We start from the raw sequence: 21,466 nt of genomic DNA, 5'->3' as shown, positions 1-21,466 counted from the left end.
CTGTCCGAAGCACTGATGTGCCCATTCCCGCTGACGGACATCCCAAAACAAACAAGTACATACGGGAAGAGTCGGGCTGCTGATCCTGGACGAGCCCACGATCGGCCTGGACCCGATCGCCCGCACCGGCGTCCGGGAGCACATCAGCGCCGTACGCGCCGCCACCGGCATGACCGTCCTGGTCACCACCCACTCCATGGACGAAGCCGACCGGTACCGCGACCGGGTCGGCCTCATGCACCGCGGCCGGATCCGCGCCCTCGGCACCCGGCGGCGCTGCGCCGGAGCCTCGCCGAGCCGCAGGGCGGCGACCGCCTGCCCACCCTGGAGGACGTCTTCCGCGACGTCGCCGGCAGTGGCCTCGACGACCACTCCAGAGGAGTTTCCGCGATGTCCGAAGCACCCGCCGCACCGCGCGCCGCGCCGGCTGACGGCATGCCCGCGGACGGCACCGCCCTGCTGCTCACCCCGCCCGTGCCGGGCGCGGGCCGGCGGCCGCTGCCCGCCCGGGTGGCCGCCGTGCGTGCCGTCGAGCTCCAGAAGCTGCGCCACGACCGACCGGACCGAGCTGTACACCCGCGCGGTGCAGCCCGCCCTGTGGCTGCTGATCTTCGGCCAGACCTCACCCGGCGATACCCACCGGCGGGATCCCGTACATCGACTGTCTGGCGCCCGGCATCATCGCCCAGTCGGCGATGTTCATCGCGATCTTCTACGGCATCCAGATCATCTGGGAGCGGGACGCGGGCATCCTGAACAAGCTGCTCGTCACCCCGGCCCCGCGCTCGGCCCTGATCACCGGCAAGGCCTGAGGGCGACGCCGGGCAGCGCGGCGATCACGATCACGACGAGCGCCTGGACCAGCGACTTCACCCCGGCGGCGAAGCCTGTCGATGACCATCGCGGGGATCGTGCTCAGCCGCGACCGGCTGATGGGCTTCGGGCAGGCGATCACCATGCCGCTGTTCATCAAGTGGACGCCCTGCGGGGTCCGCTGCTCGGTACGCCCGCGCCTCTCGCCGCCGGCTTCGGGGTGCTGGCGGTGGCCGCCGCGGCGGGCATCACCGCGGCCTCCGCGCTGCTCGGCCGGCCGGCCCGCTGATCTTGCCGCGGACGTGATGTGCGGCACGCGCGCGTACCCCGCCGCGAGGCGCCGCGAACGGATTCTTCCTGCGCAGCGCTTGATCACCGATCAAAGCGGGCGAATCCCCTGGCCACAGCGCATTCCGCTCATTTGACAGTGCGCTGAGCGCACAGATAGACAGCACCTCTCGAAGGTCGAGAGGGGCACTGTGTACGAGCCGAACGTGGTCGGGGACTGGCAGGAGTACGAGGAGCATGCCGGTCTGCGGGTCCGCGTCCACCGCCTGGAGGCGGCCGAGCCGCCGCGCGGACGGGACGACGCCGCCGCCGGGCTGACGTACTTCAGCGTCCGGGTGACCGTGGAGAACCGCGGCGCGCGGCACTACGGCATCCATCTGGAGGACGGTCAGATCGACGTCCGCGTCGGCCCGGACGGCGAGGGCGCCTTCATCGACTGGCGCAACTCCCAGTTCATCGAGGGCTTCGACGTCTACCCGCTGCGCCGGGCCACCGCCGTCCTGTACGCCGCCGCGCCCGAGGCCGCCCTCACGCATGTGGACGTGCAGGTGCAACTGCGGGTGGAGGACGAGTGGACCGACCGCCGGCTGTGGGCGGGCGGCATCGGCATCGTGGAGTCGGCCGCGCCGGCCGCACCCGCCGGCACCGGACAAGGCAGCCTGGCCCACCAGGTCAGCGCGTTCCTGAGGGACCAGGCCGAGCCCGGTTCCGCCTGACGAGCGCCCCGCGCGGGCGTCGTACGACGCTCAGTGCGGAATGCCGTCGATGATCTCGCGCGCGCCCTGCCGCAGCAGCGCCACCGCGACCGAGGTGCCGAGGGTGGCCGGATCGAGCCGGCCCGCCCACTCGTGGGCGTTCAGCCGGGTCTTGCCGTCCGGCGTGAAGACACAGGCCCGCAGGGAGAGTTCGCCGCTCCGGTCCACGCGCGCGTACCCGGCGATGGGGCTGTTGCAGTGTCCCTGCAGTACGTGCAGGAACATCCGCTCGGCCGTCGCCTCCCGGTGGGTGGCCGGGTCGCTGAGCCCGCTGACCGCGTCGATCAGCTCGGTGTCGTCCTCCCGGCACTGCAGCGCGAGGATGCCCGCGCCGATCGGCGGCATCATCGTCTCCGGGGACAGCACCTCGCTGATCACGTCCGTCCGGCCGATGCGTTCCAGGCCGGACACCGCCAGCAGCAGCGCGTCCGCCTCGCCGGCGGCCAGCTTCTCCAGCCGGCGGTTGGCGTTGCCCCGGAAGGGCACGCACTCCAGATGCGGGTGGGTGGCGGCCAGTTGGGCGATGCGGCGGACCGCGGAGGTGCCGATCCGGGTACCGGCCGGCAGCTCGTCCAGGGTGAGGCCACCCGGGTGTACCAGCGCGTCCCGGATGTCGTCCCGCTTCAGGAACGCGGCGAACACCGTCCCGGCCGGCAGCGGCCGGTCGGCGGGCACGTCCTTGACGCAGTGCACCGCGAGATCCGCCTCCCCGGCCAGCAGGGCGGCGTCCACCTCCTTGGTGAACGCCCCCTTGCCCTCGACCAGGGACAGATCGCCGAGCCACTTGTCACCGGTGGTCTTCACCGGTACGACCGAGGTGGGCACGCCCGGGTGCAGCACCGCCAACTCGGCGCGGACCCGCTCCACCTGGGCCAGGGCCATGGGCGAGTCGCGGGAGACGATGCGGATCAGTTCGGGAACCGGCATGCGCACACGATAGACCCACCGGCCTCAGCCGAATTCCCCGGGCAGGTCCGCCGCCGACTCCTCCGATGTGAGATCCGGGCGCAGCCGCAGCCAGGAGGGCTGGCGCAGCATGCCGTTCCGGGTGCGGGTGCTGTAGCTGACCTCACCCACCAGCCGGGGCAGCACCCAGCGCGCGCCGGGGACGCGCGGCACGGGCTCGAAGGGGCACCGGTCGCTCGCCGTGTCCCGCAGCAGCTCCGCCAGCCCGGTGCGCTCGGCCTCGCTCCAGCCGGTGCCCACCCCGCCGACGTACCGCAGCCGGCCCTCCGGGTCGCGCTGGCCGACCAGCACCGCGCCGGGCAGTCCGGTCAGCCGCCCCTTGCCGGGCAGCCAGCCGCCGACGATCACGTCCTCGGCCCGCATGTTCCGGATCTTGATCCAGGCGCGGGAGCGCACGCCGGGTTCGTACACCGAGTCCAGCCGCTTGCACACCAGGCCCTCCAGGCCGTGTTCCCTGGTCGCCGCGAGGGCCTCGGCGCCGTGCCCGGTCACCGCTCCCGGCGTCGACCAGTACGGCCCGGCGAGCCCCAGCTCCTCCAGCCGCGCCCGCCGCCGGACGTACGGCAGCCGCACCAGGGATCCCTCCAGATACGGCACGTCGAACAGCACCAGGTGCACCGGGACCTGCGCGGCCCGGCGCGCCGCCCGCGCGGGGGCGTGCGCGAGACCCATCCGGCTCTGCAGCAGCTGGAAGTCGGCCCGGCCCCGCTCGTCCAGGGCCAGCACCTCGCCGTCCAGCACGGCGGGGGCCGTGCCGAGCGCCCCGCCGAGCGGACGGAGCTCCGGGTAGGCCCCGGTGATGTCCTCGCCCGAGCGGGCGCGCAGCAGCACACTGCCGTCACCGGGCAGGTACACCATCACCCGCTGGCCGTCCTGCTTGGTCTCGTACGCCCACCGCGCGTCCTGCGCGGCCGGCGGCAGGCTGCCGGGCGTCGCGAGCATCGGCGGAATGAGCGGCAGGGTCACGACGGTCACGGCAGAGATCTCGACCACCCCCGACGCCGTCACGCTCCTTTCCCCCCGGGTTCCCCTGAACGGTCCCGCGGCGGGGGTGGGCACGGGCGGGGCCACCGCGGGCCCGACGGCCGGTAGGGAGGGGTGGGGCGCACCGGCCGGGACGGGCCCGTGCGGGCTCGGAAGGGAGGGGGTGCTGGGGCGGCGCGGTGGGGGCGTGCCTGCCGGGAGGAACCGGTGTGCCGTACCGGGCCCGCGTGAGGCGGGCGCGGTCCCGGCTGGGGCGGGCGGTTACGGCACTGGGCCGGCCCGGTGCGGCGGGAGGGCCGTCGACGGGCGTCCCGGACAGGGGCGGCCGGGCGGGACGACGCATCCCGCTCAGCTGACCCGCTGCGGCGGCAGGGGTCCGCTGAGTCGGCCGGTTCAGCGGGCGGGCCGGCCCGTTCGGGTGGCAGGGGTCCGCTCGATCGGCCCGCTCGGACGGCGAAGGCCTGGTCAGGCGACTCGTTCGGTCGTCGGTGGAGATCACGGTCGAGGAGTCCTTGACCTCACCGGTGCTGCGCGAGGCGGTCGAGGGCCTGAACCGGACCCTGCCGGAGCTGCCGCCCGAGGTGCGCGCCGAACGCGGTCGGATGGTCCGGCTGCTGATCCTGCACACCTGCGCCGAGCGGGAGCGGGCCCTGGCCGAGGGCACCCCGTCCCCGCGCGCCACCTGGGACGAGGCGGCGACGGGCCTCGCGGACGCGATCGTGGGCCTGTGGCCGGCCCCCGTAGGCACCGCCCGCCGGATCACGAGCGGCTGGACCCGGTGGCGGGCCCGAGGCACGCCTCGCGTCAGGAGGGCCGTGGTGGTCTGACCCAGCCCAGGGAGCGTTCGACGGCCCGCTGCCAGTTGTCGTACTCCGCCTCCCGCCGCTCGGGGTCCATGGCGGGCAGCCACTGGGCGGCCTTGTGCCAGTTGCGGCGCAGCACTTCCAGGTCCGACCAGTAGCCGGCGGCGAGCCCGGCCGCGTAGGCGGCGCCGAGAGAGACCGTCTCGGCGACCATCGGCCGTACCACGGGTACGTCGAGCACGTCGGCCACGAACTGCATGAGCAGGTTGTCGGAGGTCATGCCCCCGTCCACCTTGAGCTGCTGGAGGGCGACCGAGGAGTCGGCGTTCATGGCGTCGACGACTTCCCGGGTCTGCCATCCGGTGGCCTCCAGGACGGCCCGCGCCAGGTGTCCCTTGGTGATGTACGAGGTGAGCCCGACGATCACCCCGCGCGCGTCGCTGCGCCAGCGCGGCGCGAACAGTCCCGAGAAGGCGGGGACGATGTAGCAGCCGCCGTTGTCCTCGACCGTCCGGGCGAGGGTCTCGATCTCCGGCGCGCTGCTGATCAGCCCCAGGCGGTCACGGAACCACTGGACGAGCGCGCCCGTGACGGCGATCGACCCTTCCAGGGCGTAGGCCGGCTGCTGCTCCCCGATCTTGTAGGCGACCGTCGTGAGGAGCCCGTGCCGGGACCGCACCAGGTCCGCCCCGGTGTTGAGCAGCAGGAAACTGCCCGTTCCGTAGGTGCACTTGGCCTCGCCCGGGGAGAAGCAGGTCTGGCCGAAGAGGGCGGCCTGCTGGTCGCCGAGCGCGGCCGTGATGGAGACGCCCGGCAGCAGCGAGCGGGCCTCGCCGTACGGCTCGGCGGACGACCTGATCTCGGGCAGCATCGAGCGGGGCACCCCGAAGAAGTCCAGCAGCTCGTCGTCCCAGGCGAGCTTGCGGATGTTCATCAGCATCGTGCGGCTGGCGTTGGTGGCGTCGGTGATGTGCAGACCGCCGTCGGTGCCGCCGGTGAGATTCCAGATCAGCCAGCTCTCGATCGTGCCGAACAGCACCTCGCCGTCCCGGGCACGCTGTTCGACCCCTTTGACGTGGTCGAACAGCCACCGGATGCGCAGCGCGGAGAAGTAGGTCGACGGCGGCAGGCCGCACCGGTCGAGGAAGAACGCCTCCCCGGGGTCTTCCGCGAGGGCGTCGACGAGCGGCGCCGTGCGGGTGTCCTGCCAGACGATCGCCCGGCCGAGCGGCGCGCCGGTCCGCCGGTCCCAGAGCACCGTCGTCTCCCGCTGGTTGGCCAGGCCGATCGCCGCGACCTGCCCTTGGTCGACACCGGTGTCCGACAGGGCGTCGGGCACCACGCGACGCAGGTTCTGCCAGATCTCGACGGCGTCGTGCTCGACCCATCCGGGCTTCGGGAAGTGCTGCTGATGCTCCTTCTGCGCGACCGCGACCAGCCGCCCACGGTGGTCGAACAGGATGCAGCGGGTCGAGTTGGTGCCCTGATCGATGGACATTACGTACCGTTCAGGCATGATCGGGTCTGCCTTCCGACGGATCGAGGGGCGGCTGTCCTGGCCTACCAGCGGGCGGCTCCGAGGTCCCTGGAGATCGCCCGCGCGGCTTCCCGGATGAGGCTGACCAGGTGCGGGCGGGGCCGGCCCTGGCTGTCGCAGATCCGCTCGACCGGACCGGACAGCCCGATGGCGCCGACGACGAGACCGCCGTGCCCCCGGATCGGCGCCGCGAGCCCGGCCTCCCCCATGCTCATCTCCTGGATCTCGGCGGCCCAGCCCAGCTCCCTGACCTCGGTGAGCGCCCGGGCGAGCCGCTCGGGATCGACCAGCGTGTGCCGGGTGTACGCCTCCAGCCCCGGCGGCCGGACCGGCTCGACGGTCGCGGTCCCGTAGGCCAGCAGGACCTTGCCGAGCGAGGAGGCGTGCAGGGGCAGCAGCGCGCCCACGTCCAGGGTCTGGAAGGTGTCGTCCGGCCGGAACACGTGGTGGACGATGAGGACGCTGCCCTCCAGGGGGGTGCCGAGGCGCACCGCCTCCCCGCTGCGGGCGGCCAGGGCGTCGGCCCAGTTGAGGGAGCGCGAGCGTAGTTCGTTGACGTCCAGGTAGCTGGTGCCGAGGTGCAGCAGGGCGGCTCCCAGCTGGTACTTCCCGGTGGTCGCGTCCTGCTCCACGAAGTCCACGTGCTGGAGGGTGCGCAGAATGCCGTGGGCGGTGCCCTTCGCCAGCCCGAGCGACGCCGCCACCTCGCCGAGGCCGAGCCGGCGGGGGCCGCCGGCGAGGAGGCGCAGGATCGCCGCCGCCCGTTCGATCGACTGGACTGGGCCGGCCATGAAGCGAGCCTATTACCGCTGCGGACGCTTCGCCGTGCGGGCGGGACGCGGGTCGCGGGCCCGCGCGTTCGGTAATGCCGACCGCTGTTCATTGACCAGCCCGATTTGTCTCCATAGCTTGCTTGGAAGTCCGCAAAGGCGCCGACTCGCGCGCCCGGCCGGCAGCACACCATCGGGAGAGAACATGGCCGCACAGCTCAACACGCTGCTGCGGGCGGCGGCATACGAAGACGTGTGTCCGGTGCCGCCCGTCGCCGGCGCCGTCACGGCCGTACGTCGGCGCGCGGCGGCGGCCCTCGCCGACTGGAGGGTGTCTCCGGAGATCGTCGAGGACGCGCTGCTGGTGGTGTCGGAGCTGACCACGAACGCGGTCATCCACGCCCGGCCCCCGGCCGAGCTGCGGCTGTCCTGGGTGGCGAGCGACACCGGCGGCACGCTGCGCGTCGAGGTCGGCGACGCGGGGCCCGCGCGTCCGGCGGGAGAGCCCCTCGGCGGGATCGACCCGGACGAGCACGGACGGGGCGAGGCGATCGTGCACGCCCTGGCGACACGTCACGGCATACGCGTCCATCGCGGCGGGGTCACCCGGTGGGCGGAGCTCGTCGCGGTGTGAGGCGCCGGAGGCGAGGCCTGCGGTCCGGCCGGGACCAGGACCGGCTCCTGCGCGACCGTCGTCCGCAGCAGGAGGAGGGCGGCGGCGTCGTGCAGCCGGCCACCCCACGTGGGCCGGCATTTCGTCGTGGAGCGCGGTGAGCGTGCGGGCCGGCTCATCGGACAGAAGGCGGGCCACGCCCCCGGTCGGCGGACAGAACGCGCGCCCGTGATCGCTGGCCTCGGGGACCCCGTCGGGCGTTCTTCCTGTACGTCTACGAGCCCGGCGGCAACCGCGTCGAGCTGTGCAACGCGCTCATCCGGCTCGTGCCGGCCCCGGACCGGCCGCTGGTCACCTGGACCGAGGCGGAGCGGAAGAAGGGTCGGGCCTGGGGCCTGAAGACCATCGAGGCCTTCCACACCCACGGCACACCGCCCGTGGGCTGAGATCCCGCCGGCACGGCATCAGGGGGCCGCACAGGCCGTGTGCGTCCCCCTTTCGCGCACGTGGAACCGGGTCCCCCGGCGCTTCCGGAGAGGGGGACCTCCCTCCGGTGTGAACGGCCACCCCCGCTCGTGCCGTCGGCCGAGTGCGTACCCGGTGCCTGTCCACCGCGAACGGTCACCCTCGCGCCTACCGTCCAGTAATATCCGGCGGAAGGACACCAGAGGAGGTACCGTGCCCCGGTCCCCACGCTCACCCCTGCTGCTCGCCGGTCTGCTGGCGGCAGCCGGAGTGGCCCACTTCGCCGTTCCCCGGCAGTTCGACGCGATCGTGCCCCGTGCGCTGCCGGGCTCGCCCAGGGCCTGGACGTACGGCAGCGGGGCCGTCGAGCTGGCCCTCGCGGCCGGGATCGCGGCGCCCCGCACCCGCGCGCTCGCCGCGAAGGCGGCAGCCGCCTTCTTCGTCGGCGTGTTCCCGGCCAACGTCCGGATGGCCGTGGACTGGCGCGACCGGCCCGCGCCGCTCAGGGCGGCGGCCCTGGCCCGGCTGCCCCTCCAGGTGCCGCTGGTGCTGTGGGCGCGCGGCGTCGCCCGGGGCGAGGAGGGGCGGTCATGACCGAGCGCGTCGAGATCGGGGCCAAGGCCGAGGACTTCGCCCTGCCGGACGAGACCGGCACCACCCGCCGGCTCACCGAACTGCTGGCCGACGGCCCGGTCGTCCTCTTCTTCTACCCCGCCGCCCTCACCCCCGGCTGCACCGCGGAGGCCTGCCACTTCCGCGACCTCGCCGCCGAGTTCGCCGCCGTCGGCGCCCGGCCCGTCGGGATCAGCGGGGACACCGTCGACAAGCAGCAGGAGTTCGCCGGCCGGCACCGCCTCGGCATGCCGCTGCTCTCCGACGCCGACGGCACGGTCCGCGAGCGGTTCGGCGTCAAGCGCGGCTTCTCCCTGGCCCCGACCAAGCGGGTCACCTTCGTGATCGCCCAGGACCGTACCGTTCTGGAGATCGTCCGCAGCGAACTGCGCATGAACACCCACGCCGACCGGGCCCTCGCCGCCCTCCGCGCCCACCAGGGCTGAAGCGGACACCCCCGCCGCTTGATGCGCCGGGACAATCGGATCATCCTGGGGCATATGGAAGATGTCGCCGCCGTGGCGGTCATCGACGCGCACGGCACGGTGACCGGGTGGACCGAGGGCGCGCGGCTGCTCACCGGCCACCCGGCCGACGAGGTCGTGGGCAGACCGGCCGCGGACCTGCTGGCCGAGGACGTCCCCGGCGACATCCTCACCGCCCGCGCCGGCCCGGTCGCCCTGCGCCACCGCGACGGCCACCGCCTCGTGCTGCCCCTCACCGTCTGCCCGCTCGCCGGCGCCGCCGGACAGCCCGCCGGCTACGTCGTCACGGCCCTGCCCCCCGGCACCACCCTGGCCGCCCAGGCCTTCGAGCAGGCGTCCATGTCCATGTCGGTCTTCGACCTCCGCCAGCGCTACCTGCGCGTCAACGCCGCCGCCTGCCATGTGATGGGCGTCCCCGAAGAAGCGCTGCTCGGCCGGTTCTTCCCGGACACCGTCCAGGACGCCGAGCCCAGCCGTGGCTTCCTGGCCCATCTGCGTGAGGTCGCCGAGACCGGCCGGACGGTCCGCTACGAGAGCTACACCGGCGCCCCGGCCCTCAACCAGGAACACGCCTGGAGCATCGAGATGTGGCCGCTGCGCGACGCCTCCGGCGAACCGGCCGCGGTCGCGCTCGCCGCGTTCGACAGCAGCGAGCAGTACTGGGCCCGGCGCCGCCTCGCCCTGCTGAACGAGGCCGCGACCCGCATCGGCACCACCCTGGACGTGGTCGGCACCGCCGAGGAGATGATCGAGCTGCTGGTCCCGCAGTACGCGGACTTCGCCAGCGTCGACCTGCTCGACTGGGTGCTCGGCTCCGACGAACCGCCGACGCTGCCGGACGGCGGAGTCGTCCTGCGCCGCGTCGCCCACGGGTCCACCCGCCCGGGCAACCCCGCGGCGGCCCTGTACCTCGGCGAGACCGACGTCTACCAGCCGACCTCCCCGCCCGCCCGCGCGCTGTACGAGGGCCGCGCGGTGCTCAGCCAGGCCGGCGAGCCCGGGTTCGTCCAGTGGCTGGCGGAACGCAACGCGCGCTCGCCCGGGGGCCGCCCCTTCCGGCAGGGCGCCCATTCCATGATCGCGGTGCCGCTGCGGGCCCGCGGCACCACCCTGGGCGTCGCGGTCTGCGTCCGCATGGGCCACCCCGACGACTACGGCCCCGACGACGCCGTCTTCGCGGAGGAACTCGCCAGCCGCGCCGCCGTCTGCATCGACAACGCCCGCCGCTTCACCCGCGAACGGGCCACCGCCCTCACCCTCCAGCACAGCCTGCTGCCGCGCGGCCTGCCCGGACAGGCCGCGGTCGACGTCGCCCACCGCTATCTGCCGAGCGGATCCCTGGCCGGCATCGGCGGCGACTGGTTCGACGTCATCCCGCTCTCCGGCGGCCGGGTCGGCCTGGTCGTGGGCGACGTGGTCGGCCACGGCATCCAGTCCTCCGCCACCATGGGCCGGCTGCGCACGGCCGTCCGCACCCTCGCCGACGTCGATCTGCCGCCCGACGAACTCCTCACCCACCTCGACGACCTGGTCACCCACCTCGCCGCCGACGGCAGCGGGGAGGAGGTCGCCGAACTCGGCGCGACCTGCCTGTACGCCGTCTACGACCCGATCTCCCGCCGGCTCGCCCTGGCCGCCGCCGGCCACCCCGCCCCGGCCGTCGTCCTGCCCGACGGCACCGTGGAGTTCCTGCCCGTCGCCGCCGGGCCACCGCTGGGCGTCGGCGGACTGCCGTTCGAGGCGACGGAACGGGAACTGCCCGAGGGCTCGGTCGTCGCCCTCTACACCGACGGCCTGATCGAGGACCGCGACCGGGACCTGGACGGCGCCACCGAGGAGCTGCGCCGCGCCCTCACCGCACCCGCGGCCTCCCTCGAAGCCCTCGCCGACGACGTCCTGAAGGCCGTCCTGCCCGACCAGCCCGGTGACGACGTCGCCCTGCTCCTCGTGCGCACCCGGGCCCTCGGCGCCGACCGGGTCGCCACCTGGGACGTGCCGCCCGACCCCGCCCAGGTCGCCGTCCTGCGGCAGGCGGCCACCGAGCAACTGACCGCCTGGGGGCTCGCGGAGACCGGCTTCGTCACCGAACTCGTCGTCAGCGAACTCGTCACCAACGCCATCCGCTACGGCGAACCGCCCATCCAGCTCCGTCTGATCCGCGACCGCGCCCTCATCTGCGAGGTCTCCGACGCCAGTTCCACCTCCCCGCACCTGCGCCGGGCGCACGCCTACGACGAGGGCGGCCGGGGCCTGCTGCTCGTCGCCCAGCTCACCCAGCGCTGGGGCAGCCGGCAGACCGGCGGGGGCAAGACCATCTGGGCCGAACAGCCGCTGCCCGGGGACTGATCACTGGAACGGACAGCCCGGGTTCGGCGCGTCCTCCGAGAACGGGGAGCCGTGCGGCAGTACGTACAGCACATCGAGGACGAGCGGCGTGTCCCCCAGGTTGCGGCCGATGTGGACGTGGTCACTTCCGGACGGCTCCCGGATCGTCGCGCCCGTGCGGTACACGCCGTCCGAGCCGCACGTGGCGTCGAAGTGGCTGAGGGTGCCCTGCTTCACGACGCCGTACAGCGGGCCGTCGTGGTAGTGCCAGCCGGTGCTCTGGCCGGGCGGGATCGTGATCTCCCGCAGGGTGTAGTCGGTGCCGTCGACGGTGGTCTGCGCGAGGATCCGGGCGGTCACACCAGGCCCCGCCGGGGTCGCCCCGGCGGGGCCGCAGGTCACGAGGGCGGCGGCGGTCACCACGCCGACGACGGCGGTACGGAGTGCGGTGTGCATGCGGGGGCCTCCAGGGGCGCGGGCGGACACCGCCCGAACATAGAGGCCCACAAGACGGGTCGGGGCCGGAATCCGGTGATCCGCATTCCCGCGCCCGCGTGCTGCTCCAGCGCCGTCACTCCTGAGGGCGCTGCTCCGCCGGTGTCACTCACCGGCAGCGGCGGCGACCTGGGCCAGGGTGCGCCCGCTGCGCACCGAGCGGGCCCGCCGTGGATCGGGGGTGCCGTGCCCGTCCGACCGGGCCGGCCCCTTGCGCACCAGCAGCCAGGCCTCCTCCTCGTCCGTGCCGCCGCGGAAGCGGGTGAGGGCGTACTCGCCGCGCAGCTTCGCGCCGTGCAGCCGGAAGGTGGCGTGCCCGCGCTCCAGGGACTCCGCGAAGTCCACCGGGCGCCCCCGGCGGTCGTGGCTGAGCGGCTCGTACGTCCCGCGGTCCCACACGATCACGGTGCCGCCGCCGTACTCGCCCTTCGGGATGACCCCCTCGAAGTCCTCGTACTCCAGCGGATGGTCCTCGGTCGGCACCGCCAGCCGCTTGTCCCCGGGGTCGGTGGACGGACCCTTGGGCACGGACCAGGACTTCAGGACGTCGCCGACCTGGAGCCGGAAGTCGAAGTGCATCCGCCGCGCGTCGTGGATCTGCACCACGAACCGGGGCTCCTCACCCCGCCTCCGGTCCGCCCGGCCCGACGGCTCGCGGGTCCGCTCGAAGTCGCGCTTGCCGCGGTACGTCCCCAGCCGGTCCTCCGCTGCCACTTCCCGCTCCTTCCCCACGAGGCCTGTGACCGCCGCACGCGCCCCCGGGTACCCCGCCCCCGTCCGGTCAGCCCGCGATGCCGTTCAGCTCGGCCATCGCGTCGTCCGGCAGCACCAGGCCGGCCGCGGCGAGGTTCTCCCGCAGATGCTCGGGGGAGGAGGTGCCGGGGATGAGCGCGATGTTCGGCGAGCGGCGCAGCAGCCAGGCCAGCGCCACCTGCTGCGGCGACGCCCCCAGCCGGGCGGCCACCTTCGCGAGCGTGTCCGACTGGAGCGGGGTGAACCCGCCGAGCGGGAAGTACGGCACGAAGGCGATGTTCTCCGCGGCCGTGCGCTCCAGCAGCGCGTCGTCCTGCCGGTTCGCCAGGTTGTACAGGTTCTGCACGGTCACGACGGGTGCGATCGTCCGGGCCTCGTCCAGCTGCGTGGCGGACGCGGCGCTCAGCCCCAGATGCCGGATCAGCCCGCGCTCGCGCAGCTCCGCCAGCGCGCCGAACTGGTCGGCGACCGAGTCCTCGTTCGGGGTGTCCATGTCGCCGAGGCGCAGATTGACCACGTCCAGCGTCTCCACGCCGAGGCTGCGCAGGTTGTCGTACACCTGCGCCTTCAGGTCCTCGGGGTGCCGGGACATGATCCAGCTGCCGTCGGCTCCCCGCCGGGCCCCGACCTTGGTGACGATGCGCAGCCCGTCCGGGTAGGGGTGCAGGGCCTCCTTGATGATCTGGTTCACGACGACGGGCCCGTAGAAGTCGGCCGTGTCGATGTGGGTGATGCCCGCCTCCACCACCGCGCGCAGCACCGCCACCGCCCGGTCCCGGTCCCGCGGCGGACCGAAGACGTGCGGCCCGGCCAGCTGCATGGCGCCGTACCCGACGCGGGTCAGGGTCAGGCCGTCGGCCGGGGTGACGGTGCCACCGAGTCGTGCGGTCATGTCGTACCTCTCAGGATGTCCCGACCACCGGACCCTCCCGGTGGCCTCGTCTCCACCCTCCGCCCGCTCCGCCGGGTACGGCAGTGCCCCCGCGATCCTGGGAGTGACAGGGCCAGTCACCGCCGCCCGGCCGGCCGTACGGTGGTGGCGTGGACGGATCGAACGCGCTCGGTGAGTTTCTGCGCGCCCGCCGGGCGCTGGTACGGCCCGCGGACGTGGGACTGCCCGGCGGCGGCCTGCGCCGGGTGCCGGGGCTGCGCCGCGAGGAGGTCGCCATGCTGGCCGGCATCAGCTCCGACTACTACCTGCGGCTGGAGCAGGGCCGCGACCGCCACCCCTCCGTGCAGGTGCTGGAGGCCATCGCCCGGGTGCTGCGGCTGGACGCCGACGCCACCGCCCACCTCGTCGGGCTCGCCCAGGAGCGGCCCGCGCCCGGCGTACGCTCCGGGCGGCGGGCGCAGCAGGTCCCGGCGAACCTGCTCCAGCTCATCGACGGCTGGCCGCGCACCCCCGCCTACCTCCAGAACCGCTACACCGACTGCCTGGCCGCCAACGCCCTCGCCACCGCGCTCACCCCGAACTACGCGCCCGGCGTCAACCTGCTGCGGGCCGTGCTCCTCGACCCCGCCGAGCGCGCCCTGCGCCGGGACTGGACGGAACTCACCGCGGAAGGCGTGGCCGCGCTGCGGTCGGAGGCCGGGGCAGACCCGGACGACCCCCGGCTGCGCGACCTCGTCGGCGAGCTGTCCCTGCGCAGCGAACGCTTCCGCACCCTGTGGGCCCGCCACGAGGTCCGCCCCCGGCGCGGCCGGGTGAGCCACCTCAGGCATCCCCAGGTCGGCGACCTCGACCTGCACTCGAACAAGCTGTCCGTGGACGGCACCGACGGACTCACCCTGGTCGTCTTCCACGCCGAACCCGGCAGCCGCAGCGCCGAGCTGCTGGACATCCTCGGCAGCCTCACCGCACCCGGGCGGACGAGCGCCCACGGCGGGGAACGGAAGGGAGAGCCGGCCGAGTAGCCGTAGGCCCTGTCGTTCGGATCATCCCGGCGTCGCGGGGCCTGGCACGCACATTGTCATCGGTTCCCCCAGGCCCGGCTGCGCTCACGTGGGGGCGCCCATCGCGTTGGCCCCCTCCTCCGCCTTGCAGCCGCACGCACCAGTCCCCGCTCGGCTCGGCTCGAAGGCACCGCACCTCGCGGCCGGCCTGATCCGAACGACCGGGCCCGGCTCAGAACTCCTCGTGCGTCTTCGGATCCCCGCCGAGCCGGCGCGGGGAGCGGCGGGCGACGGCCGCCATCTGGTCCTCGTCCAGCTCGAAGCCGAAGACGTCCAGGTTGGCGCGCTGCCGGCCGGGGTCCGCCGACTTCGGCACCGGCAGCGCGCCCAGCTGCACATGCCAGCGCAGCAGCACCTGCGCGGGCGTGACCCCGTGGGCTCGCGCGACCTCGGCGACCGCCGGGTCGTCCAGCAGGGCGCTGCCCCGGCCCAGCGGGCTCCAGCTCTCGGTCACGATCCCCTTGTCCGCGTGGAAGGCACGCAGCTCCTCCTGCGGGAACAGCGGGTGCAGCTCGATCTGGTTCACCGACGGCAGCACCCCGGTCTCCTTCTCCAGCCGCGTGATGTGCTCCGGCGTGAAGTTGGAGACGCCGACCGAGCGGACCAGACCGTCCTCGCGCAGCCTGATCATCGCCTTCCACGCGTCGACGTACTTGTCCACCCGCGGGTTCGGCCAGTGGATCAGGTACAGGTCCACGTACTCCAGGCCCAGCCGCCGCCGGGACTCCTCGAAGGACTTGAGGGTCTCCTCGTACCCGTGGTGCCGGCCCGGCAGCTTGGTCGTCACCACCACCTCCTCGCGGGGCACCCCGCTGCCCGCCACGCCCCGGCCGACACCGGTCTCGTTGCGGTAGTTCGTCGCGGTGTCGACCAGCCGGTAGCCCGCCTCCAGCGCCGTGCGCACGGCTTGCTCGGCCTGCGCGTCGTCAAGGGGCCAGGTGCCGAGGCCGATGGCGGGGACCGTCGTACCGTCGTCGAGCGTGTACAGCGGAACACCGTTCACGATGAGACCTTCCCTCGATCGTCTCTCTGTGTCTGTCTCCAGCCTCACGGATAGGGTGAGCGGTGATCAACCGGGCGGGTGGGAAGAGGGCAGCGGACGGCATGGGCGGCGGCGCGGACAGGAACGGCGTGGGCGGCGGGCGGCCCACCTCACGGGACGTCGCCCGGCTCGCCGGCGTCTCGCACACCGCCGTCTCCTTCGTCTTCAACGGCCGCGCCGAGGGCAACCTCTCACCCGCCACCCAGGAACGCATCCGGCAGGCCGCCGCCCGGCTCGGCTACCGGCCCGACCCCGTCGCCCGCGGCCTGCGCCGCCGCCGTACGGCCGTGATCGGCCTGGTCACCGACGAGATCGCCACGTCCCCGTTCGCCGGGCGGCTGCTGCGCGGGGCCATGGAGACCGCCTGGGACAGCGACCACCTCGTCCTCACCGTGGACTCCGGCGGCGATCCCGCCAAGGAGGACGCGGCCGTCGCCGAACTCCTCGACCGGCGCGTGGACGGCATCATCTACGCCGCGATGTCGCTGCGCCGGGTCCGGGTCCCCGAGGGCCTGCACCGCACCCACTCCGTGCTCGCCAACTGCCTGCCCGAGGACGACTCGCTGCCCGCCGTCATCCCCGCCGAACGGGCCGGCGGCCGGACCGCCGCACGCCTGCTGCTGGAGGCCGGGCACCGCAGGGTGGCCCTGGTCGGCGGGCAGGACGACATCGCCTCGGTGGAGCGGCTGCGCGGCTTCCGGGACGCGCTGCGCGCCGAGGGCATCACTGTGCCCAGGGAGTGGGTCGTGCGCACCGGCGGCGAGATCACCGGCGGCTACGAGGGAGCCGGCCGGCTGCTCGACGGCACCGCCCCGCACGACCGGCCCACCGGGATCTTCTGCTACAACGACCGGGTCGCGGCAGGTGTGCTGCACGCCGCGGCCCGGCTCGGGATCGCCGTACCCGGCGAGGTGTCGGTGGTCGGCTACGACGACCAGGAGCACATGGCCGCCTTCCTCACCCCGGCCCTCACCACCGTCGCGCTGCCGCACCGGGCGATGGGCGAGGCCGCCGCCCGGCTGCTGCTGGACGCCATCGACACCGGACGCACCCCGCCCGCCACCGTACGGCGGCTGGCCTGTCCCGTGGTCAGCCGTGCCTCGGTGGGACCTGCTCCCACGCGCTGACCTCGGCGTCCCCCTCGACCAGCAGCTCGGCGACATCGCCCGGCCGGCGATAGACCCGCTCGGTCACCGTCGCCCGGTCCGCCACGAACAGTTCGAGCAGCGAGCAGTCGGCCAGGAGGCGCACGGAGAGGTCCGGCCCCGCCGGCACGCCCACCGTGACCGGAGCCGATCCCTCGACGCCCGCGCGGGGCCACCCGGAGCGGTCCAGGACGACGGTGCCGGCGTCCGGGTCCAGCCGGAGCGTCAGCGCCCGGTCCGCCGCCCGCAGCAGTGTGACGGTGGTGGCGCCGTACGCCGTCACCGTCAGGTCGTACGCCGGCGGAAGCGGCACCGCCCGGCCCGGCCCGGTCGCGAAGGGCCCGTCCGCGCGCAGGAGTTCCAGTTCCGGGGCCGGTACGACGCGCAGGGTGCCGTCGGGACGGGCGTCGACGACCCGGGGCGCGGTGAGCGTGCCCGCCCAGCCGGCCGCCAGCACCGCCGCCTCGTCCCGTGCCTCCCACGACCAGCCCCACATCAGGGCCCGGCCCGGCTCCTGGAGGACGGCGGGGGCGTAGAAGTCACGGCCGTGGTCGAGCCGGCCGCCGGCGCGGGGCACCAAGGTCAACTCGCCTTGCCCGCCGGCTTCGAGACCGCCCGTCAGATATCCGGTGGTCCGGGGATTTCCGTCCCACAGCGACACCACCAGGACGTGGTCGCCGCCGGACGTCTCGAACAGCTGCGGGCACTCCCAGCCGACCGCCTTGTCACCGAACGCGCCGGCGGCGACGGGGTCGTGGCCGTCGAGCAGGATGCCCGCGAACCGCCAGTCGGTCAGCTCGTCGCAGCCGTACAGCAGCACCGACGGGGTGCCGTCGGCGTGGCCCGCTCCGACCAGGGCCCAGCGGCGGCCGGCGTGCCGGAAGACGAACGGGTCGCGGAACATCACCACGTCGAGTCCCGGGGGCGGCCCCGGGACCACCGGGATGGGCAGGGGCCGCCAGGTCAGGAGCCGGTCGTCGGCCGGGTCGGCGGCACGGGCCAGGCAGATGGTGCCGAGCCCCGTGTGGGCGTGGTCGACGCCGGTGTACACCGCCGTGGGCACACCGCCGTCGTCCACCACACAGCCCGACCAGCAGCCGGCCTCGTCGGGGCCGCCGGGCGTCGGGGCGAGGGCGATCGGGTGGTGCTCCCAGTGGACCAGGTCGGGGCTGGAGACATGGCCCCAGTGGACGTCGGCGTGCACCGGAGCGGCCGGGTTGTGCTGGTAGAAGAGGTGGTGGCGGCCACGCCAGTGGAAGGGGCCGTTGGGGTCGTTGATCCAGTTGGCGGGCGGGCGGACCCGGAAGCGGGGGGCGTCCGGGTCCGGGACGGGAGCGGCGGGGCTCAACGGTTGACTCCTGCGGAGGTGATGCCCTCGCGGAGAGGGCGCTGGCCGACGACGAACACGGCGACGGCGGGGATCATGGAGAGGACGACACCCGCGAGGACCACCGAGATGGAACCGGTGCCGAGGTTGCCCTGCAGGGAGACCAGACCCAGTGGAAGGGTGTAGTTCTGGCCGGAGGTCTCCAGGATCAGCGGGCGGAAGAACTCGTTCCAGTGGTAGTTGAAGGCGAGCACGCCCACGATGGCGAGGCCCGGCCGGGCCAGCGGGGCGTACACGGACCGGAAGATCCGCCAGGGCCCGGCGCCGTCCAGCATCGCCGCCTCGCCCAGGTCCTTCGGCATGCCCAGGAAGTACTGGCGCATCAGGAAGGTGCCGAACGCGGTCGGAAACGCCGGAACGATCAGACCGAGCAGGGTGTCGGTCAGACCCATCGACTTGAGCACCAGGAACACCGGGACGATCGTGACCTGCAAGGGGACCATCATGGTCGCCAGGACCAGGCCGAACAGCGGCTTCTTGAAGCGGAAGTCGAGCCGGGCGAACGCGTAACCGGCGAGCCCCGCGGTGATCATCTGGCCGACCGCGATCAACGCGGTCACGAGGGTCGAGTTCAGCGCGAGCAGCCACACGTCGATCTGCTCGAACACGCCGTGGTAGGCGGCGGTGCTGGGATGCGCGGGAATGATCTGCGGCGGCAGGTCGAACGACTCCGCCGGAGTGCGCAGCGAGGTGGACACGGTCCACACCACCGGACCGAGGGTCAGCAGCGCGCACACCGTCAGCCCGGCGATCCGCGCCCACGGCCCGAGCGCGTACCGGGCACGGCTGAGGGTCAGGGTTGCTTGGCTCATGGGACTCACCCGGCTCACTGGTAGTGGACGAAACGCCGGCTGAGCCGGAACTGGAGGGCGGTGACCGCCATGATCAGCACGAACAGCAGCACGCCGACCGCGGACGCCTCGCCGAACCGCAGCTGCTCGAAGGCCTTCTCGTAGATGACCATCACGACCGTGCGGGTGGAGTCGCCGGGGCCGCCGTCGGTGAGGACGTACGGCTGCTCGAAGACCTGGAGCGCGTTGATGATGCCGACCACCGAGGCCACCAGCAGGGTGGGGGAGAGCAGCGGCAGCGTGATGGCGAGGTGCTTGCGCGGGCCGGTGGCGCCGTCGAGCGCGGCGGCCTCGTGGATCTCCTTGGGGATGTTGTTCAGTCCGCCCACGAACAGCAGGAACGAGAACCCGAACTGCTGCCACACGTACACGATGACCACCGTGGCCATCGCGCCGTGCTCGGAGGTCAGCCAGGGCACGGGAGCGACCCCGAACAGGCCGGTCAGCCAGTTCACCACTCCGAAGTCCTGGTTGAACAGGTACTTCATCACGACCGAGATGGACGCGGCGGACAGCACGAGCGGGAAGAAGAACGCCGAGCGGAAGACCGATCGCAGCCAGCCCGGCATCCGGCCGTTCAGCGTCAGCGCGAGCGCCAGCGCGATCACGAGCTGCGCGGCGACCGCGAAGATCATGAAGACGAGGGTGTTGCGGAAGGACACCAGCACGGTCGCATCGCCGAACACCTCCCGGTAGTTGGCCGCACCGGCGAAACCGGGGGAATCGATCACGTTCCAGTGGAAGAGGCTCAGCGCGACCGAACCGACGATCGGTACGACCGTGAAGACCACGATCCCGACCACGGTCGGCGCCAGGAACACAGCCGCCAGCAGCCGCGTCCCCCGCTCACGCGCTCCCGGGCGCACGGTCCGCACGGCCGGGCTCGCGGCACGCGGCCGTACGGGGGAGATCCGGGTGTCCGTCATACGTCACGCTCCATGGCCTTCTCCAGATCGCCCTGCATCCGGCGCAGCGCCGGCCCCACCGCGCCCGGGCTCGACAGCGCCGTCCCGGTGTGCTTCAGCAGCACCTGGGTCACCTCGGCGACCTGCGGCGGGGCCGGGATGGGCCCGGTGTCGGGGAACCGGTCGAGGGTGTCGTAGAAGACCCGCCAGTGCGCCGGGCCGGTCTCCCGGTAGCGGTCCGCGGTCAGCATCGAACGACGGGCCGGGGTCGTCTGGTTGGTGGTGAACAGCTTGCTCAGGGTGTCGCGGCGGGCCGAGTACTTGATGAACTCCCAGGCCGCGTCCTGCTTCTTCGAGGTGCGCAGCAGCGCGTAGCCGGCCGCGCCGAACTGGTGCCGCTGGGTGTGCCGGCGCGGGAAGTACTGCACGTCGAAGCCGTCGGCGCGCATTCCGGCCAGATGGAGACCGCCCGCCCAGAAGCCGCCGGCCGGCGTGACCCCGACCCGGCCGGTGGAGAACACCCCGATGAGGTTCTGGCCGTTGCCGCCCTCGGGGCGGGTGCACAGTCCGTCGTGGACCAGGCCGGCGAGATAGTCGTACGCCTCCGCCACCCGGTCGTCCGTGGCCTGCGGGGTCGTCCAGCGGAAGCCGCCCCCGCGGCCCCGCCGCCGGTCCGCCGGGTAGAAGGCGTCCCACAGCCAGGAGCCGCCCGGCGCCTTGGACTCGGCGAGCAGGTTGGTGCCGTTCGCGAACAGCCAGGGGACCACCCCGCCCCACAGCCGGTTGGTCCAGAAGTACGGCGTGAAGTGGGAGTCGCTCGCCTTCTTCATCCGGCGCAGCAGCGCGGTGAAGTCGTCCCGCGTCCAGTCGCCGGCCGGGAACTCCGCGCCGGCGCGCCGCAGCACCTGGGTGTTGAGGTACATGTCGGCGGCGTTGAACTCGATCGGCAGCTGGTAGAGGCTGCCCTCGTACATCATCGACTCCACCAGTGAGGGGTGGACGTCGCCGAAGTACTCCCGCAGTTCGGCCGCGTCCCGCCGCACCCAGCGGTCCAGGGGCACGCCCAGGTGGCGGGCGAACAACTGCACGCCCTCGGTGGCCACGTAGACCAGATCGGGCGCGGTGCCCGCCGCGATCTGCGTGAGGATCTTGGCGAAGAAGTCCGACCAGTCCACGGCCTGCACGGCGTTGATCCGGACCTTGATGTCGGGGTGCAGCCGGCGGAAGCCGTCGACCAGGGCGCGGACCCCGGCCGGGGCGAACGCGGAACCCAGGGTGGCGACGACCAGGGAGCCGTCGTCCCGGCCCGGGATGTCGGCGCCGGTGAGCCGGTGCCAGCTCGCGGCGGTGCCGGCGAGCGCGGCGGCCCCCGCGCCGTAGGCGCCGTACCGCAGCAGGGTGCGGCGGGAGAAGAGCGAGTCGGTCATCCAAGCGTGCCTAACTCGTGTTAGTCGAGGGGTGATGCCCCAGATCATGAAAAGCGCGTCACATCCGTGTCAAGGCGTGGGAACACTTGACC

At 73.4% G+C, this 21,466-nt stretch carries 19 protein-coding genes and 4 pseudogenes; 11 read left to right on the top strand and 12 right to left on the bottom strand.

Going from position 1 to position 21,466, the window contains the following annotated elements; genetic code table 11:
* Positions 1-76 precede the first annotated feature (76 nt).
* The 3 genes and pseudogenes from AB0L21_RS27395 to AB0L21_RS27385 all read left to right on the top strand — a co-directional run.
* Positions 77-431: pseudogene (locus AB0L21_RS27395) on the top strand (ABC transporter ATP-binding protein); the annotation flags it as partial.
* Positions 391-1,102, top strand: a pseudogene (locus AB0L21_RS27390) (ABC transporter permease). The pseudogenes AB0L21_RS27395 and AB0L21_RS27390, both read left to right, overlap by 41 nt.
* A 190-nt stretch (positions 1,103-1,292) precedes the next feature.
* The gene (locus tag AB0L21_RS27385; RefSeq protein ID WP_365710153.1) at positions 1,293-1,817 is read left to right on the top strand and encodes a hypothetical protein; all 525 of its coding nucleotides are present in this window, start codon (positions 1,293-1,295) and stop codon (positions 1,815-1,817) included.
* A gap of 30 nt (positions 1,818-1,847) precedes the next feature.
* Here the strand turns inward: AB0L21_RS27385 and hemC are convergent, their stop codons facing one another.
* Together hemC and AB0L21_RS27375 are read right to left on the bottom strand one after the other, a co-directional pair.
* A complete protein-coding gene (gene hemC / locus AB0L21_RS27380) occupies positions 1,848-2,789 on the bottom strand; it encodes a hydroxymethylbilane synthase (RefSeq protein ID WP_365710151.1) in 942 nt (313 codons plus the stop codon).
* Positions 2,790-2,807: 18 nt separating this feature from the next.
* A complete protein-coding gene (locus tag AB0L21_RS27375) occupies positions 2,808-3,788 on the bottom strand; it encodes an ATP-dependent DNA ligase (protein WP_365787030.1) in 981 nt (326 codons plus the stop codon).
* A 509-nt stretch (positions 3,789-4,297) separates the two neighbouring features.
* On the opposite strand from AB0L21_RS27375, the pseudogene AB0L21_RS27370 reads away from it, so the two are divergent.
* Positions 4,298-4,633: pseudogene (locus AB0L21_RS27370) on the top strand (hypothetical protein); the annotation flags it as partial.
* Here the strand turns inward: AB0L21_RS27370 and glpK are convergent.
* Together glpK and AB0L21_RS27360 are read right to left on the bottom strand one after the other, a co-directional pair.
* Complete coding sequence (glpK, locus tag AB0L21_RS27365) at positions 4,611-6,125, bottom strand: glycerol kinase GlpK (protein ID WP_365710149.1); 1,515 nt, start codon at positions 6,123-6,125, stop codon at positions 4,611-4,613. The pseudogene AB0L21_RS27370 and the gene glpK sit on opposite strands and share 23 nt — an antisense overlap.
* A gap of 44 nt (positions 6,126-6,169) precedes the next feature.
* Positions 6,170-6,937: an IclR family transcriptional regulator gene (locus tag AB0L21_RS27360; protein ID WP_365710147.1), complete on the bottom strand. Its 768-nt coding sequence runs from the start codon at positions 6,935-6,937 to the stop codon at positions 6,170-6,172.
* Positions 6,938-7,121: 184 nt separating this feature from the next.
* Here AB0L21_RS27360 and AB0L21_RS27355 point away from each other — a divergent pair, with 184 nt between their 5' ends.
* The 5 genes and pseudogenes from AB0L21_RS27355 to AB0L21_RS27335 all read left to right on the top strand — a co-directional run bounded on the left by AB0L21_RS27355 (position 7,122) and on the right by AB0L21_RS27335 (position 11,437).
* Positions 7,122-7,550 (top strand): ATP-binding protein, encoded by a 429-nt coding sequence (locus AB0L21_RS27355; RefSeq protein WP_365787012.1) that lies wholly within the window; start codon positions 7,122-7,124, stop codon positions 7,548-7,550.
* 239 nt (positions 7,551-7,789) lie between these two features.
* Positions 7,790-7,975: pseudogene (locus AB0L21_RS27350) on the top strand (catechol 2,3-dioxygenase); the annotation flags it as partial.
* A gap of 232 nt (positions 7,976-8,207) precedes the next feature.
* On the top strand, positions 8,208-8,588 hold the full coding sequence (locus AB0L21_RS27345) for a hypothetical protein (RefSeq protein ID WP_365710143.1): 381 nt from the start codon (positions 8,208-8,210) through the stop codon (positions 8,586-8,588).
* On the top strand, positions 8,585-9,052 hold the full coding sequence (locus AB0L21_RS27340; protein ID WP_365710141.1) for a peroxiredoxin: 468 nt from the start codon (positions 8,585-8,587) through the stop codon (positions 9,050-9,052). The genes AB0L21_RS27345 and AB0L21_RS27340 overlap by 4 nt, the downstream gene beginning before the upstream one ends.
* A gap of 54 nt (positions 9,053-9,106) precedes the next feature.
* Complete coding sequence (locus AB0L21_RS27335) at positions 9,107-11,437, top strand: SpoIIE family protein phosphatase (RefSeq protein ID WP_365787010.1); 2,331 nt, start codon at positions 9,107-9,109, stop codon at positions 11,435-11,437.
* Here the strand turns inward: AB0L21_RS27335 and AB0L21_RS27330 are convergent, their stop codons facing one another.
* The 3 genes from AB0L21_RS27330 to AB0L21_RS27320 all read right to left on the bottom strand — a co-directional run bounded on the left by AB0L21_RS27330 (position 11,438) and on the right by AB0L21_RS27320 (position 13,556).
* The gene (locus AB0L21_RS27330; protein ID WP_365787008.1) at positions 11,438-11,872 is read right to left on the bottom strand and encodes a cupin domain-containing protein; all 435 of its coding nucleotides are present in this window, start codon (positions 11,870-11,872) and stop codon (positions 11,438-11,440) included.
* Positions 11,873-12,016: 144 nt separating this feature from the next.
* On the bottom strand, positions 12,017-12,625 hold the full coding sequence (locus tag AB0L21_RS27325; protein ID WP_365710136.1) for a DNA polymerase ligase N-terminal domain-containing protein: 609 nt from the start codon (positions 12,623-12,625) through the stop codon (positions 12,017-12,019).
* A gap of 67 nt (positions 12,626-12,692) precedes the next feature.
* Positions 12,693-13,556 carry an oxidoreductase gene (locus AB0L21_RS27320; RefSeq protein WP_365710134.1) on the bottom strand — a complete coding sequence of 288 codons (864 nt, stop codon included), beginning with the start codon at positions 13,554-13,556 and terminating at the stop codon, positions 12,693-12,695.
* 149 nt (positions 13,557-13,705) lie between these two features.
* On the opposite strand from AB0L21_RS27320, the gene AB0L21_RS27315 reads away from it, so the two are divergent.
* Complete coding sequence (locus AB0L21_RS27315; RefSeq protein WP_365787006.1) at positions 13,706-14,578, top strand: helix-turn-helix transcriptional regulator; 873 nt, start codon at positions 13,706-13,708, stop codon at positions 14,576-14,578.
* A 211-nt stretch (positions 14,579-14,789) separates the two neighbouring features.
* Here the strand turns inward: AB0L21_RS27315 and AB0L21_RS27310 are convergent, their stop codons facing one another.
* A complete protein-coding gene (locus AB0L21_RS27310; protein WP_365787004.1) occupies positions 14,790-15,620 on the bottom strand; it encodes an aldo/keto reductase in 831 nt (276 codons plus the stop codon).
* A gap of 101 nt (positions 15,621-15,721) precedes the next feature.
* Here AB0L21_RS27310 and AB0L21_RS27305 point away from each other — a divergent pair, with 101 nt between their 5' ends.
* A complete protein-coding gene (locus tag AB0L21_RS27305) occupies positions 15,722-16,786 on the top strand; it encodes a LacI family DNA-binding transcriptional regulator (RefSeq protein ID WP_365787028.1) in 1,065 nt (354 codons plus the stop codon).
* Here the strand turns inward: AB0L21_RS27305 and AB0L21_RS27300 are convergent.
* Genes AB0L21_RS27300 through AB0L21_RS27285 form a run of 4 tightly spaced genes read right to left on the bottom strand, consistent with a single transcriptional unit; the run spans position 16,749 to position 21,374 of the window.
* Positions 16,749-18,152 (bottom strand): glycoside hydrolase family 32 protein, encoded by a 1,404-nt coding sequence (locus AB0L21_RS27300; RefSeq protein ID WP_365787002.1) that lies wholly within the window; start codon positions 18,150-18,152, stop codon positions 16,749-16,751. The two genes, AB0L21_RS27305 and AB0L21_RS27300, sit on opposite strands and share 38 nt — an antisense overlap.
* Positions 18,149-19,003, bottom strand: a complete 855-nt coding sequence (locus AB0L21_RS27295) for a carbohydrate ABC transporter permease (RefSeq protein WP_365710126.1) — start codon at positions 19,001-19,003, stop codon at positions 18,149-18,151. The genes AB0L21_RS27300 and AB0L21_RS27295 overlap by 4 nt, the downstream gene beginning before the upstream one ends.
* Before the next feature lie 14 nt (positions 19,004-19,017).
* Positions 19,018-19,968 carry a sugar ABC transporter permease gene (locus AB0L21_RS27290; protein WP_365787000.1) on the bottom strand — a complete coding sequence of 317 codons (951 nt, stop codon included), beginning with the start codon at positions 19,966-19,968 and terminating at the stop codon, positions 19,018-19,020.
* Positions 19,965-21,374, bottom strand: a complete 1,410-nt coding sequence (locus AB0L21_RS27285) for an extracellular solute-binding protein (protein WP_365786998.1) — start codon at positions 21,372-21,374, stop codon at positions 19,965-19,967. Before AB0L21_RS27285 ends, AB0L21_RS27290 begins: the two co-directional genes overlap by 4 nt.
* Positions 21,375-21,466: the final 92 nt, after the last annotated feature.

Source organism: Streptomyces sp. NPDC052721 (assembly GCF_040678315.1).
Classification (GTDB): Bacteria; Actinomycetota; Actinomycetes; order Streptomycetales; family Streptomycetaceae; genus Streptomyces.
The sequence above is the reverse complement of the archived record's forward strand: the minus strand, read 5'-3'. Positions and strand labels throughout refer to the sequence as shown.

What these genes read in the sequence shown, in the direction of transcription:
- AB0L21_RS27340 (WP_365710141.1), top strand. Translation starts at nt 8,585, where the DNA reads ATGACCGAGCGCGTCGAGATCGGGGCCAAGGCCGAGGACTTCGCCCTG.
- AB0L21_RS27330 (WP_365787008.1), bottom strand. Translation starts at nt 11,872, where the DNA reads ATGCACACCGCACTCCGTACCGCCGTCGTCGGCGTGGTGACCGCCGCC.
- AB0L21_RS27335 (WP_365787010.1), top strand. Translation starts at nt 9,107, where the DNA reads ATGGAAGATGTCGCCGCCGTGGCGGTCATCGACGCGCACGGCACGGTG.
- AB0L21_RS27360 (WP_365710147.1), bottom strand. Translation starts at nt 6,937, where the DNA reads ATGGCCGGCCCAGTCCAGTCGATCGAACGGGCGGCGGCGATCCTGCGC.
- AB0L21_RS27305 (WP_365787028.1), top strand. Translation starts at nt 15,722, where the DNA reads ATGGGCGGCGGCGCGGACAGGAACGGCGTGGGCGGCGGGCGGCCCACC.
- AB0L21_RS27355 (WP_365787012.1), top strand. Translation starts at nt 7,122, where the DNA reads ATGGCCGCACAGCTCAACACGCTGCTGCGGGCGGCGGCATACGAAGAC.
- glpK (WP_365710149.1), bottom strand. Translation starts at nt 6,125, where the DNA reads ATGCCTGAACGGTACGTAATGTCCATCGATCAGGGCACCAACTCGACC.
- AB0L21_RS27290 (WP_365787000.1), bottom strand. Translation starts at nt 19,968, where the DNA reads ATGACGGACACCCGGATCTCCCCCGTACGGCCGCGTGCCGCGAGCCCG.
- AB0L21_RS27285 (WP_365786998.1), bottom strand. Translation starts at nt 21,374, where the DNA reads ATGACCGACTCGCTCTTCTCCCGCCGCACCCTGCTGCGGTACGGCGCC.
- AB0L21_RS27295 (WP_365710126.1), bottom strand. Translation starts at nt 19,003, where the DNA reads ATGAGCCAAGCAACCCTGACCCTCAGCCGTGCCCGGTACGCGCTCGGG.
- AB0L21_RS27320 (WP_365710134.1), bottom strand. Translation starts at nt 13,556, where the DNA reads ATGACCGCACGACTCGGTGGCACCGTCACCCCGGCCGACGGCCTGACC.